General features: G+C 62.0%; 12 protein-coding genes. 7 read left to right on the top strand and 5 right to left on the bottom strand.

Annotated features, from left to right (window positions below):
• Positions 1–128: 128 nt before the first annotated feature.
• The 3 genes from K7G82_RS12190 to K7G82_RS12180 are packed head-to-tail and all read right to left on the bottom strand — an operon-like array spanning position 129 to position 2,571.
• Positions 129–725, bottom strand: a complete 597-nt coding sequence (locus K7G82_RS12190; protein ID WP_222990086.1) for a histidine phosphatase family protein — start codon at positions 723–725, stop codon at positions 129–131.
• Between the two features lie 13 nt (positions 726–738).
• A complete protein-coding gene (locus tag K7G82_RS12185) occupies positions 739–1,536 on the bottom strand; it encodes a 3-deoxy-manno-octulosonate cytidylyltransferase (protein WP_222990285.1) in 798 nt (265 codons plus the stop codon).
• A 48-nt stretch (positions 1,537–1,584) separates the two neighbouring features.
• Positions 1,585–2,571, bottom strand: a complete 987-nt coding sequence (locus K7G82_RS12180) for a KpsF/GutQ family sugar-phosphate isomerase (protein ID WP_222990284.1) — start codon at positions 2,569–2,571, stop codon at positions 1,585–1,587.
• Positions 2,572–2,762: 191 nt separating this feature from the next.
• On the opposite strand from K7G82_RS12180, the gene kdsA reads away from it, so the two are divergent.
• Positions 2,763–3,593, top strand: a complete 831-nt coding sequence (gene kdsA / locus K7G82_RS12175; protein ID WP_222990085.1) for a 3-deoxy-8-phosphooctulonate synthase — start codon at positions 2,763–2,765, stop codon at positions 3,591–3,593.
• Positions 3,594–3,677: 84 nt separating this feature from the next.
• Positions 3,678–4,748, top strand: coding sequence for a phytanoyl-CoA dioxygenase family protein (locus K7G82_RS12170; protein ID WP_222990084.1), 1,071 nt, complete (start codon positions 3,678–3,680; stop codon positions 4,746–4,748).
• Between the two features lie 65 nt (positions 4,749–4,813).
• Here K7G82_RS12170 and K7G82_RS12165 read toward each other — a convergent pair whose 3' ends face one another.
• Both K7G82_RS12165 and K7G82_RS12160 read right to left on the bottom strand, forming a co-directional pair.
• The gene (locus tag K7G82_RS12165; protein WP_222990083.1) at positions 4,814–6,079 is read right to left on the bottom strand and encodes a glycosyltransferase family 4 protein; all 1,266 of its coding nucleotides are present in this window, start codon (positions 6,077–6,079) and stop codon (positions 4,814–4,816) included.
• 31 nt (positions 6,080–6,110) lie between these two features.
• Positions 6,111–7,049 (bottom strand): polysaccharide biosynthesis/export family protein, encoded by a 939-nt coding sequence (locus tag K7G82_RS12160; protein WP_343228565.1) that lies wholly within the window; start codon positions 7,047–7,049, stop codon positions 6,111–6,113.
• Between K7G82_RS12160 and K7G82_RS30200 the strand changes: the two genes are divergently transcribed.
• The 5 genes from K7G82_RS30200 (at position 7,015) to K7G82_RS12135 (ending at position 12,837) form a co-directional block, all read left to right on the top strand.
• Positions 7,015–8,706 (top strand): KpsE/RkpR family capsule polysaccharide export protein, encoded by a 1,692-nt coding sequence (locus K7G82_RS30200; protein WP_343228564.1) that lies wholly within the window; start codon positions 7,015–7,017, stop codon positions 8,704–8,706. The two genes, K7G82_RS12160 and K7G82_RS30200, sit on opposite strands and share 35 nt — an antisense overlap.
• A gap of 10 nt (positions 8,707–8,716) precedes the next feature.
• Positions 8,717–9,511: an ABC transporter permease gene (locus K7G82_RS12150; protein WP_222990081.1), complete on the top strand. Its 795-nt coding sequence runs from the start codon at positions 8,717–8,719 to the stop codon at positions 9,509–9,511.
• The gene (locus K7G82_RS12145; protein ID WP_222990080.1) at positions 9,508–10,170 is read left to right on the top strand and encodes an ABC transporter ATP-binding protein; all 663 of its coding nucleotides are present in this window, start codon (positions 9,508–9,510) and stop codon (positions 10,168–10,170) included. The genes K7G82_RS12150 and K7G82_RS12145 overlap by 4 nt, the downstream gene beginning before the upstream one ends.
• 298 nt (positions 10,171–10,468) lie before the next feature.
• Positions 10,469–11,980, top strand: coding sequence for a GSCFA domain-containing protein (locus K7G82_RS12140; protein WP_246623425.1), 1,512 nt, complete (start codon positions 10,469–10,471; stop codon positions 11,978–11,980).
• Positions 11,980–12,837: a WcbI family polysaccharide biosynthesis putative acetyltransferase gene (locus K7G82_RS12135; protein ID WP_222990079.1), complete on the top strand. Its 858-nt coding sequence runs from the start codon at positions 11,980–11,982 to the stop codon at positions 12,835–12,837. The genes K7G82_RS12140 and K7G82_RS12135 overlap by 1 nt, the downstream gene beginning before the upstream one ends.
• Positions 12,838–13,087: the final 250 nt, after the last annotated feature.

Here is a 13,087-nt window from a genome sequence, read left to right as displayed (position 1 = left end):
GCGCACCAACGCGAACAGTGCGGCGGGATCGTCCGGCGCGGCGCCATCATTTGGCAAGGCGCATGAGACGGACGCATCACTCCCTGGAAAAGGCGGCGCGCGCAGAAGCGGACGAGACGGTATCGCGGTCACGGCCTCATGCCCCATGCCGGCACGGTCAACGCGTCGCCCGCGCCCCGTCGGATCACGCCATAAGCGCCCGTGGGGAGCTTCATTCCATCGGGCAGCGCAAGTTCCGGAGCGGCGAGCAGCGCAAAGCGTGCCGCACCATTGCTGGTAACGAGCAATATCGGACCCGAAGATGTTTCCGCGGAAAAAAGGTCGCGCCAGGCCGCTCGCCGCGCTTCACCGTCGACGATCCAGCCAGGCGGCGGTCGTCCTTCCAGGTCCCATGCGGACAGCGCCTCGCGGCCGATCCGGGCGAGCACGGCATCCTCCGGCATATCCTCGTCAGGACCATGGTCGATCTCACGCAACCATTCGCAGGCCTCCGGAATCACCGGTTCGGGCTGATGCCGAAGAATGGCGCGCGCCGTCTCGACGGTCCGGACAAGCGGCGAAACCAGCACCCGCGAAAAATGCCAGCCAAGCGACGCGAAATGCACACCGAGCGCCTGTGCCTGCTCGCGCCCCGCCCTCGTCAGCGGCAAATCGGTCCGCGCGCCGATACGGCGCGACGGCTCCCCTGCGGCGAACGTGTTGCCGTGGCGGACGATAACGAACATGAGGTGCTCGGTATCAGGCCGGAAAGGGATCGCCTAGCCGTGCGATCGCGTCCTCGGCCAGCGCGAGATCCTCCGGCGTGTCAATTCCAGACATGGCATGCGCCGGCGGATCGACCTCAACCGTGACGATCGCCCTGCCCCCCTCCAGGAAGCGGAGCTGCTCCAGCCCCTCCAGCTCCTCGCTGGGACTTTGCGGCGCGCCGGCAAACCATTCCAGTGCGGCCATATGGTAGCCATAAAGCCCCAGATGCTGCCACACCGGCGAAACCGGCCCCGCCCTGCGCAGATTCGGTTCGTCACGAATGGCGGGGATGATGGCTTTGGAGAACCACAGCGCCCGCCCATCCACGCCCCTGATACAGGTCGTACCGCTGAAGGGCGCACGCTGCTTGTGCACGCGCAAACGGTCGAGCCGGTCCCAGTCGAGCCTGTAGACCGGCGTTGCGACATCCGCCTTGCTCTCCTGCAACGCAACGATCAGCCCCGCCACCACCGCCGGAGGCACAAAGGGCGCATCGCCTTGCAGATTGATGACGAGTTCGGGTCGCGACAGCCTCGCCCGCGCTGCGGCGCAGGCTCGAGCCGAGCCGGAATCCAGATCCGATGCCGTCATCACCACATCGGTGCCGATTGCACGGGCGTGATCGGCGATACGATGATCGTCGGTGGCCACCACCACTTCGCAGCCGCCCACAATGTCGGCGGCGACGCGCGCCACCGCCGCCACACGCTCAAGCAGGGTACGCCCGGCGATCGTGAGCAACGGCTTGCCCGGCAGTCGCGTCGAGCCGAAACGCGCCGGAATGACGATGAGGGCAGCGGCCGGATCTTGCGGAGAAGGCTTCACACCCCGCTTCTATCAGGCGACACCGGCTCTGACGATGTCATGCATGTGAACGATCCCCACCAGCTTGTCGGCATCGACCACGAAAAGCACCGAAATGGCGTTCTCGTTGAGGATCCGCAGCGCCTCCGAGGCAAGCGTATCACGTGCCACCGTCAGTGGATTGGGGGACATGTGCAGACCGATATTGTCGTTGAGATCATATACCGTGATGCAGCGGCGCAGGTCACCATCGGTGAAAGCGCCGATCAACCGGTCCGCCCCGTCCACCACGGCGGTGCAGCCATAGCGCTTGCGGCTCATTTCGATCGTCGCGCTGGTCAGCGAAGCATCGCTGCCGACACGCGGAATCGCGTCGCCGGTCCCCATGATATCGCCCACCATGCACAATTGCGCACCGAGGTTCCCGCCGGGATGAAACACCCGGAAATCCGACGAGGTGAACCCCCTCGCCTCTATCAAGGCGACCGCCAGCGCATCGCCAAGGACCAGTTGCAGCGTTGTCGACGAGGTCGGCGCCAGTTCGTTGGGGCAAGCCTCACGCACGGGGGGCATGATCAAGCAGATATCGGCAGCGCGTGCGGCGGTGCTGTTCGCGTGCGAGGTCGCAACGATCAGCTTCACGCCGTAGCGGCGGCAATAATGAAAGATATCGCCCAGTTCGGCCGTTTCGCCCGACCATGTGATGGCCAGGACAACGTCCTCCTTGGTGATGACGCCGAGGTCGCCATGGCTCGCTTCGCCGGGGTGGAGATAGAGCGCCGATGTTCCCGTCGAACGCATGGTCGCGGCGATCTTGCGGGCGATATGCCCACTCTTGCCCATGCCGGTGACGATCACGCGCCCCGGCGTTGCGGCGAGAGTCTGAATCGCCTCGTCCACCGAACGGCCAAGAGCCGGCGCCTGCAAGGCCTCTTTGAGAGTTTCCAGCGCCTGGAGTTCGATATCCAACGTCTTCAACGCCGAGTCGGCGTAGCGGGTCGGGAGTATATCGGCAGTCATGGCACTCGGTACATTACGCATATTCGAGTACTTACGCTTGTGGGAGAGCAGAGGGCATATTTGAACCCGCAAGGGATTGCCAGCCATTTCATTCCCCGCCAGGGAATGTGCCTTGCATCACATGCGCGCGCATTGAGCGGGCGGCATGCGAGAATCCGGAACGCTTCAACAATCAAGCTGGCAGGCACATCATGATCCTCTGTGACTACAAGATCGACGCGAGATCTCCTTTATTTGCGATTGCCGGGCCTTGCGTCATCGAAAGCGAGGAACTGACGCTTTCCGTCGCCGAAACGTTGGCAGACGTGGCAAGCAGGCTGAATCTGCTGCTGATCTTCAAAAGTTCGTTCGACAAGGCCAATCGCAGTTCGGACAGATCGTTCCGCGGCCTCGGCATGGATGAAGGCCTACGCATCCTTGAAAAGGTGCGGTCGGAAACCGGCCTTCCGGTGCTCACCGATGTCCACGAACCCGCACAGGTCTCAGCCGCGGCGCAAGTCGTGGACGTGCTGCAGACCCCTGCCTTTCTCGCGCGGCAGACCGACTTCATCGCGGCGGCGGCGGCAAGCGGCAAGCCGGTCAACATCAAGAAGGCTCAGTTCATGGCGCCGGCCGACATGAAGCAGGTCGTCGCCAAGGCGCGCAATGCCGCCACCGCTGCGGGGCACGATCCCGATGCCTTCATGCTGTGCGAGCGCGGCACGTCGTTCGGCTACAACGCGCTCGTCTCCGACATGCGCGGCTTGGCCATCATGGCAGAAACCGGCTGCCCGGTGGTGTTCGACGCCACGCATTCCGTGCAGCAACCCGGCGGTCTTGGCGAACGGTCAGGCGGCCAGCGCGAGTTCGTGCCGTTGCTGGCCCGCGCGGCGGTCGCGGCGGGCGTCGCAGGGGTGTTCATGGAAACCCACCCCGATCCCGACCAGGCGCTGTCCGACGGACCCAATGCGCTGCCGCTGGAACGGTTCGAGCCGTTGCTGATAAAACTCCAGGCGATCGACGCGGTGGCAAAGACAGGCTGATATCGGCGCAAATCAGCCTCCGAACAACGAGAGGGGCCGGATTACCGGTTGCATCTGCCCCGCTGTTGGAAGAAATGGCGGCACATGGCGTTCGCGGGTGAAACAGGAACGAGGCTGCGCACGCGGATCGCGAACTGGCTCAAGGCTCCGATCTGGGCGTTGCAACTCGCCACATCCGCGAAGAGCTTTCTCGACAACCCGATTTTGGGATCGCAGCGGTTCAACGCGCGAGGTCTCCATGTCGCAAGGGTCCGGCTGGCAGCAAGGCTCTGCGCCTGGCGCCGTCGCCGGCTCGCACGCAAGGTGCGGACGGACTGGCGCGAGGCGTTCAACCGCGACGGCTTCGTCGTCATCCATGACGTGCTTCCCCCATCCGAGTTCGCGGCGATGCGTAGCGGCATCCTCGCCTATCAAGGCCCCGCGCGCGAGATGCGGCAGGGTGATGCGATCACCCGCAGGCTGGCGATCGACCCCGCGATGCTTGCCGCGATTCCGTCCGTAGGAGCGCTGCTCGCACGCGCGGACCTCACGGCGCTGTTCCACTATGTCGCGAGCTTTCGCACGACACCGTTGCACTATATCCAGACCATCGTCAGCCATGACGGCTGCAATGAGGCGGACCCGCAGGAAACGCTGCATGCGGACAGTTTCCATTCCTCGCTCAAGGCCTGGCTGTTTCTCAATCCCGTCGCCGCGGACGAGGGACCGTTCACCTTTGTGCGCGGCTCGCACCGCTTCACGCCCGAGCGGCTCGACTGGGAACGCCGCCGCAGCATGGCGGACCCGCGCGCGATCGACCGGCTCTCGGCGCGCGGCTCCCCGCGTGTCTCGCCGGATGATCTTGCCGCGATGAAACTGGGGGAGCCAGAAGCATTTGCGGTCCCGGGAAACACGCTGGTAGTGGCCGACACGCTGGGTTTCCATGCCCGCGGCGCTGCGGCCCGGCCAGGTGAGCGGGTGGAGATCTGGTCATATGCTCGGCGCAACCCGTTTCTGCCATGGCTTGGCGCCGATCTGCTCAGCCTGCCCGGCATCGCGGAGCGAAGGGTGAACTGGCTCTGGGGCCTGCGCGACAGGTTGGAAGCGCGGATCGGCCAACCCTGGCGACCAGTCGGCGTGCGCGGCGCGCTGGATGGCGAGCGTGGCGCCGGCTGATAGCGATTCGATGCCTCGGCACGGGATCGGCGGAGCGGCACGAAACGAGGCGGCAGCACTGCCCGTCAGACGCCCGGAAGCAATGCCGCCAATAATTTGGTCGCGGAAAGACGCCAGTCGGACTCAGGTTGTGTAACCGCGATACGGTCCGCAAGCACGTCATCAACCCAACAGCGAATATTCTCCGCCAAGTCTTGAGTCCCGGCATCGGCCGGGAAATACCGCACACCGTGAATTTCATGTGGGCGAAAAACCGCAAGATCGCGAGCGAGCACGGGCTTGTCATTGTTCAGCGCCTCGATCAGCGGCAAGCCGAAGCCCTCCGCATGCGAGGCGATGATGACGCCCGCACACCCCTTGTAGATTTCGACCAACTCCTGATCACCGACATCGTCGAACCAGAACAATCTGGCCCCGTGCTCGCGATGTGAACCTATCCACTCCACCAAAGGTGCGACCTGCCAGCCCTGGCGCCCCACCAGCACCAGATTCTCCCTCGCCCCCAGGCGCCACAACGCATCAAAGGCAAGGAGAATGTCCTCATGCCCCTTTCTTGGCTCCAGGGTGCCGACCATAAGGAAATACGGAACCGCAACGTCGAACCGCGGCGCAATGTCAGCGCCCTTGCCCGCCGAGGCGACGGTCAATGATTCCAGGATGTTCGATCCCATCGGGATAACATTCGTCCGATAGCCATCCGTCAGCCCGTAACGTTCGTTCAGCGCCTGTCGCAGATCCGTTTCGGTCTGGTGCGAATTGCAGAGGAAACCGTCCGCCAGGCCGGCCAGCACATCCAGCCATGCCTTGTAGCGCAGCCCGGTATTACGCGAAAACCAGTCCGGCCGCTGCAACGGCAGCAGATCATGGACGAGAAACCATAATTGACCACCATTGCGCCGAAACCGCGCAAGCTGCCGTCGATGCCAGCGGATCGTATCCAGCGCGTAATCCAGCCCCAGAAAAACATCGCCGGGTCGCCCTTCGATTTCCGCGACATGCTCCACATGTTCCTGGAGCGGCCAGGAAATCGGGCGATACCCCTTGCGCCTGGTCGCGGATACGAAACGGATATCCCAACCCGCTTCCGGCGCGGAGGCGCTTAACGCCAGCGCCAGCGCCCGCACCACGCGCTGGATGCCGGTGCCGGCGTCATGCTTGCTGATCACCGCCAAATCCACGAACAATCTGGGCTTCCCCCCCAGCTCCGCAATCCCCTTGCCCTTGCGCGCACGCCGACGCCGGACATGGACGCCGCGCATGAACCGCGTACCCACGATTTCGTCGAAGCGCGACGGCAACAGGCTGAAAAAGGTTGGCAAGCGAATAGCCATCAAAGGACGCGCATCGATCGTATCAAAGCGGTCACATGGCTGTCGCGGTCGTCGCCACCGGAAGCAAGGTCGAATAGATGACGTTCACGAACTTCTGGATATCGGCCAGCGGCGCGTTGGAGACATAGAGCACATCCTTGTCGCGGATCGGGAAGCTCTGCGCAATGAAGAAGGTCTCGGGATTCTTCATGTTGATCCGATAGATGACCGGAACCTTGCCGTCGGGCGTCAACCTTGCCGTCGCGCGGATCGCGGGATCCAATGCCTCCGGATTCTCGAGCCTGAAGATGAATACACCTTTCACATTGGCGCGCGCGTCCTGCAGGCCAGCGACCCGGCCGAGCCCTTGCGCCAGCGTCAATCCGGTCGCCTCGAACGGCAATTCCTCGTTCTTGCCGGTAGCGCCCAGCGCGGTGAAGCTGAACGGCTGGAACAGTACGGTCATCACATCGTCGGGCCTGAGGCGAACATTCTGTCGCGGATCCCGGATCACCGTCTCCAGTGGAAGCATGCTTACTTTCGCGCCCCGCGTGATCTGGATCGTCGTCTTGCCGACCGGCTGCCTGACGCCGCCCGCACTCGCCAGAACGTCCAGGATACGCTCGCCCCGGGATGTCAGCGGAACCCTGGCGCTGCTCGATACGTCTCCCACCACCGTCACATTCGCCGCCGCATTGCGCACGAGCCGCACGATCGTCTGTGGTTGATGTGCCTTGCCCCGCAGGCGCGCGGTGATCTCGCGCGCGATATCCTGCGGGGTGCGATCCGCTGCCTGGACGCTGCCGACAAACGGGATCGTTATCTGCCCATCGCTGTCGACCATCTGCTCGGGCAGGACCGTACCGCGTGCCGTGGGGCTCGACGACGCCGAGGATGCCGCCAGCCGGGAATCCCCTCCCACACCGCCGAACAGCGCCGCCGGCGGCGCTTCCCAGATGGCGATATCGAGAACATCGCCTCGACCGATCACCGATCCGATCGGTTGGCCATCGCCCAGCTCCTCGGAAAACAACGTCTGCCGTCTGCTGGCCAGGATGTTCCTCGCCACGCTGTCGGTAACGTCGATGACCTTGATAGGGAAATCCGCCGCAGCCCGCTCATCAATCTTGCCCACGCTCCGTGCGGACGGCCCCGACGAAGGCATGGTGGCGCAGGCGGAAAGCAATGCGGCAAGGCACCCCACTCCCATGACGCGGGCTGAAGCAACTGATTTTTTCATCGAGAATTCAGCCAAATATGTACAATTGGGGGGCATCGGCCTGGTGAGCCCGATTATGGCGCAAACCGGGCAACAGATCAAGCTGCGGAGACTCCGCCACGATCCCCGCCACTACGCCCCCTCCTTTCTTAGGCTGGACGCAAAATGGACTTGCGGCTATGGGCTTGCGCTTGCTCGCAGCCGGAGACCGCGAATGCGGGCGCAGGATCGTCGAGTGATGAATAATGTCGACGCGAACATGGCTTCGCTCGCTGAAATACGGCAGGACAGCTTGGAAACGGCAGGACAGCAATCCGGAATCTTGAATATTCTGAGAAAAAGAATGGGACGCATTGGATCGCTGTTCTTTGTAACGGTGATCGCGCCCGTGCTGGCCGCAATGCTGTACTTCGGAATCTTCGCGTCGGATGTCTATATTTCCGAATCCCGTTTCATCGTGAGGAGCCCCGACAAACCGGCAAGCACGGGGCTGGGCGTATTGCTAAAAAGCACCGGCTTTGCCAATGCCGGAGACGAGATCTACGCGGCACAAAGCTTCGTATTGTCCCGCGACGCCCTTAGCGCCCTGAACAAGAACGGAGCCTTCGCGCGAGCCTATACGGGATCATCCGTCTCGATCTTCGACCGCTTCAACCCCATCGGCTTCGCTGGTACCTTTGAAGATCTGTATAAATATTACGAAAAGAAGGTGGCCATCGATCAGGATACGACCTCATCGATTGTGACAATGAGCGTGCGTGGGTTCACCCCACAGGATGCCCGCCGCTTCAACGAACAATTGCTGGAAATGGCGGAAGCAACGGTCAACAAGCTCAACGAACGCGGCAAACAGGACCTGATCCGCTTCGCACAGGTCGAGGTGGATGATGCCAAGCGCAAGTCGCAGGATGCGGCGCTGGCCCTGTCGACCTATCGCAACCAGGCGGGGGTGGTCGATCCCGAGAAGCAGGCGCAGGTGCAGATCCAGATGATCTCCAAGCTGCAGGACGAATTGATCGCCACACGCACGCAATTGCGCCAGTTGCGCGCCTTCACGCCGCAGAATCCTCAGATCGCGGTGCTCGACACGCGTGCGGCCGGCCTTGCCGCCGAGATCGATGATCAGCTTGGCCAGGTGGCTGGCAGCAGCAAGTCCCTGTCCACGCGCGCCGCGCGCTACCAGCGGCTATGGCTTGAGAGTCAATTCGCCGACAAGCAACTCGCCAGCGCGATGGCTTCGCTTGAGGACGCCCGCAATGAAGCGCGGCGCAAACAGGCCTATGTCGAGCGCATCGTGCAACCCAACCTTCCCGACGATCCGCTGGAACCACGCAGGTTGCGTGGCATCCTCTCAACCCTGATCCTGGGGCTTGCGGCCTGGGCCATCATCAGCATGCTGGTTGCCGGGATGCTCGAGCATCGGGACTGAGCGTCACGCCATGCCTTCGCAGCTCGCAGCCATCGGACGAAGCGCGCAAATTCAGGGGCGCGTGATCTACGCACTGCTGATGCGCGAAATCCTGACGCGCTACGGACGGCACAATATCGGCTTTCTCTGGTTGTTCATCGAACCCATGTTGTTCACGACCGGCGTCACGATCCTGTGGACGCTCACACAGTCGCTGCATGGTTCCTCGCTGCCAATCGTCGCCTTCGCGCTCACGGGCTATTCCAGCGTCCTGTTGTGGCGCAACATGCCGGGGCGTTGCATTGGCGCGATCCAGCCCAACCTGGCGTTGATGTATCACCGCAATGTCCGCCCGATCGATATTTTTCTGGCTCGCATCCTCCTGGAAGCGGGCGGCGCGACAATCTCGTTCATGACGCTCAGCCTCTTCTACATCTATATCGGATGGCTCGATCCTCCCGTCGATGTGCTCGTCGTGGCCGGGGGATGGTTCATGATCGCATGGTTCGGCGCCGGTCTCGGCATGTTCCTGGGCGCTCTGTCGGAGAAAAGCGAACTTGTCGAAAGGCTGTGGCACCCGATCTCCTACCTGGCCTTTCCATTGTCCGGCGCGGCCTTCATGGTCGATGCGCTCCCGCCCGCCGCACAGAAATATGCTCTTTACGTGCCGATGGTGAACGGCGTCGAGATTGTGCGCCAGGGCTATTTCGGCGACCAAGTCCGCGTTCACTACGATCTCCTCTACATGCTTACCTGCTGTGTGGTGCTCACCGTTCTGGCCCTGGCCCAAACCGCCGTGATCAACAGGGGAATCACGCCCGAATGATCACGGCCGAACACGTCCACAAGATCTACCCCACCCGCGCCGGCGACAGGGTCGTGCTGAGGGATATATCGTTCGCGCTCGCGCGTGGCGAAAAACTGGGCGTGCTGGGCCGCAACGGTGCCGGCAAGTCCACGCTGGCGCGGCTTTTGAGCGGCGCCGAGCGACCGACATCAGGCAAGGTTACGCAGGACATGTCGGTATCCTGGCCGCTCGCTTTCGGAGGCGCTTTCCAGAACGCGCTGACAGGGCTCGACAACGTCCGTTTCATCAGCCGGATCTACCGGCAGGATTATCAGCGCAACATCGATTTCGTCGCTGATTTCACCGAGCTGGGCCTCTATCTTAAAGAACCGGTTCGCTCCTACTCACAGGGCATGCGGGCACGGCTGGCATTCGCCGTCTCGATGATCATCGAATTCGACTGCTATCTCATCGACGAGGTGAGCGCCGTCGGCGATGCCAGATTTCACGAACGCTGCGAAGTCGAGCTGTTCGAGAAGCGCGGAGATCGCGCGATGCTCATCATTTCGCACGATCCGGAATATGTGCGCAGGCATTGCGGCCGATTTGCCGTCCTCCATGATGGCGACATGCTGTTCTATCCCGATTTCGATCAGGCCTATGAGGCGCATCTGCGCAACCTGCACGAAACCGGCTGAGCCATCGAAAAGCCGATCGACCGTTCGCGAAGAATGATCGAATTTTGCAATTCGTTGATATCCATGACGGCCTGTGGAATGATGCCTTGTTGCCGGCAATGAACGCCAGTCCATCCGCCGCCTGACGCAGGTGCCACAGGCGATCCGGTTCAGATCGAAGCGGATCATCCCATGGCAATTGTGTGTTGACCGCGATCCCCGAGCCGGGAGGTGATTCCACCTGCCTCGAAATCACTCTAGGAAGGCGGCCACGCCCCTCCGCCTCAACCGGGCTTGATGCCGCATCGAAAAGGCCACCATGAGCGCGAATATCATTCTCCAGGAATTCGACTTCACACAGCCCCACCTGGATCTTTCACTGGATGGCTTCTCGGGAGTCGAACCAATCGGTCGATGGACAGATGGTGAAATCGCCCGGATCATGGTTGCCGGCGATACCGACCGGCCACGGGAACTGGTGTTGACGCTGGACGCCCGGCCCTTCGTCGCCCCGGATATCGGTGCACAGCTTGTGACGGTCATCGTGAATGGAACAACCGCTGCAACCCTGCGCTTCTCCGCACACTTTCAACGCGAAATCCTGGAGGTACCGGTGTCGCTTGCCGAGGATAACGTCGGCAAGCCGCTGGAGATCCTGCTCAACATCGACCATCCTGGCCAGCCTTCCCGCTATGGCATGGGCGACGACGGCCGCAATCTCGGCCTGTTGCTGAAGAGCCTGGCGGTGAAGACGCGTCCGGCGGATAGGGACGAGACTTCGTCCAGCCCTTACAAGGGGCTACCAGCCCATCAATTCTGGCGCCGATCGATTTCCACGGTCGAACCTCACCGGATCGATCCTGTGACGCAAACGCGTTTCAAGATCGGGCGGAATGCCCAGGTCGGTACGGCCGGAAGCTGTTTTGCGCAGCACATATCGCGGCGGATCATGGCGTCAGGTTTCAATTATCTCGTCACTGAAACCGGCGAAGGCTTCGATGAACAGGCGCGCGTGGCCAACAATTACGGCGTCTTTTCCGCACGCTACGGCAATATCTACACCACCGTCCAACTGCTGCAGCTCTTCGAAGAGGCTTTCGGCGAACGCGTTCCCCTTGATCGGGCGTGGATCAGGCCGGACGGGCGTTTCATTGACCCCTACCGCCAGCAAGTCGAACCGCCGGGCTTCGCCGATGAGGATGCCGTTCTCGCGGACAGGAGCAGGCACCTTGCCGCGGTACGCCGCCTGTTCGAGGACACCGACATCTTCGTCTTCACCCTGGGCCTGACCGAAGCCTGGCGATCGCGTCGGGACGGATCGGTCTTTTCGGCCGCCCCAGGGGTCGTGGGGGGCGCTTTCGACGATACAGAGCATGAATTCGTCAATTTCGACGTGGCCCAGACCTATGACGCACTGAGCCGCTTCCTGGAAAAGCTCCACGTCATCAATCCCGGTGTCAAAGTCCTGCTGACAGTCTCCCCAATTCCCTTGATCGCGACATATGAGCCGCGCTCGGTGCTCGTCTCGACCACCTACAGCAAGTCCGTGCTACGCGTGGCGGCTGAAATGGCGATCAGGGAATTCGATTGGGTGGACTATTTCCCCTCCTACGAGATCATCACCGGCAGCTTTTCGGGCGGCCTCTACTACCAGCCGGACTGGCGCGAGGTGAATGCACTGGGTGTTTCCCATGCGATGCGCTGCTTCATGAATAATTACATCGAAGGACGCGGGAGCACGGCCACCGACATCGCGCCCGAGGCCGTACGCTCAGCCTCGGCCAGCGACATCGTCTGCGACGAAGAAATCATGGATAGTGTGAGGATCTGATGTCATTCATGGAGCAGTGGCTCGTCATTTCGAACTGCCAGACCTTCGGCCTCGCCAATTGCCTTCAGGCGCAGGCCGACGATGTCCTTGTCACCGGCGTGGATACCCTCCTCTTCAACTCGGATCCCGAGCGCTTCAATTCGGAAATGGAGCGCTACAGCAAGCTGTTCATCGCCGACGGCGTCAAGGCCGAGTTGGCGTCCGCCCGGATCGATAGGATCGCCGACCATATCGCCCTTCCGATGTTCACGTGCCGGGCATTCCACCCCGATCTTGTCTATCTCCTGCATGATGGCCGCCCGGTCGGTGGACCGGCCGGCGACTATCATTCAGCAATCGCCTATGCCTGCTTCCTCAAGAAAATGAGCGTCGCCGATACAATCCAACGCTTTACCGGCAGCTTTCTCGAACGCTGCGGCTATATGGGCATGTGGTTGCCCGAACGTGACCGCCTGATCGGCGAACTGGCGGGCTTGGGGCTCGACATCAGCCTTCCGATCCGATCATGGGGCCGGCAAGGCGCGTTCATGTACAGCATCAACCACCCGCGCATCCATGTCTTGCACGACATCGCCGCCGAACTTTTGCGCGCCCTAAACAAGAAGCCCTTCGCCAATGCCATCGTTCCGCACGACAATCTCGCAGCCGGCGCCGGCTTTGCGGTCTATCCGGAAATCGGCGAGGCATTGGGAGTGCCCGGTAGCTATACATTCAAGAATGTGGGCAGCTACCGGCCGCTCGACCTGGCGAGCTTCCTTACGGGCTGCTTCGAAAGCTATGAACGGCTTGCCGCCGGTTCAATCGAGCCACATCCCCTGTTTCAACGTCAAATCGATCATATCTGCGAACTGGTCTGACTGCTGGCCGCCCAGGAGGGATCGACCGGAAAAAGCCATCGGGAGCCCCGTATGGGCGCCGCTTGGGGCGGACTTCGCAAGACCTGAATCGCGAAGTGCGCAGCAAGCTGTTGCATCAACGTGATTTAAGCTTCGCTGACCTGCGGATTCGAGTCGTCAGATGGGGCCATCCGACTGGAAATCGCTCCTGATGTTTGCGATCATATGGCTTCTGCGGAAGACCGATCCCCGACCGCGCGGGAGGGCGGGC

It is taken from the genome of Sphingomonas colocasiae (genome assembly GCF_019880585.1).
Taxonomy (GTDB): domain Bacteria; phylum Pseudomonadota; class Alphaproteobacteria; order Sphingomonadales; family Sphingomonadaceae; genus Sphingobium_A; species Sphingobium_A colocasiae.
This window is presented reverse-complemented; position numbering and strand designations above follow the sequence as displayed.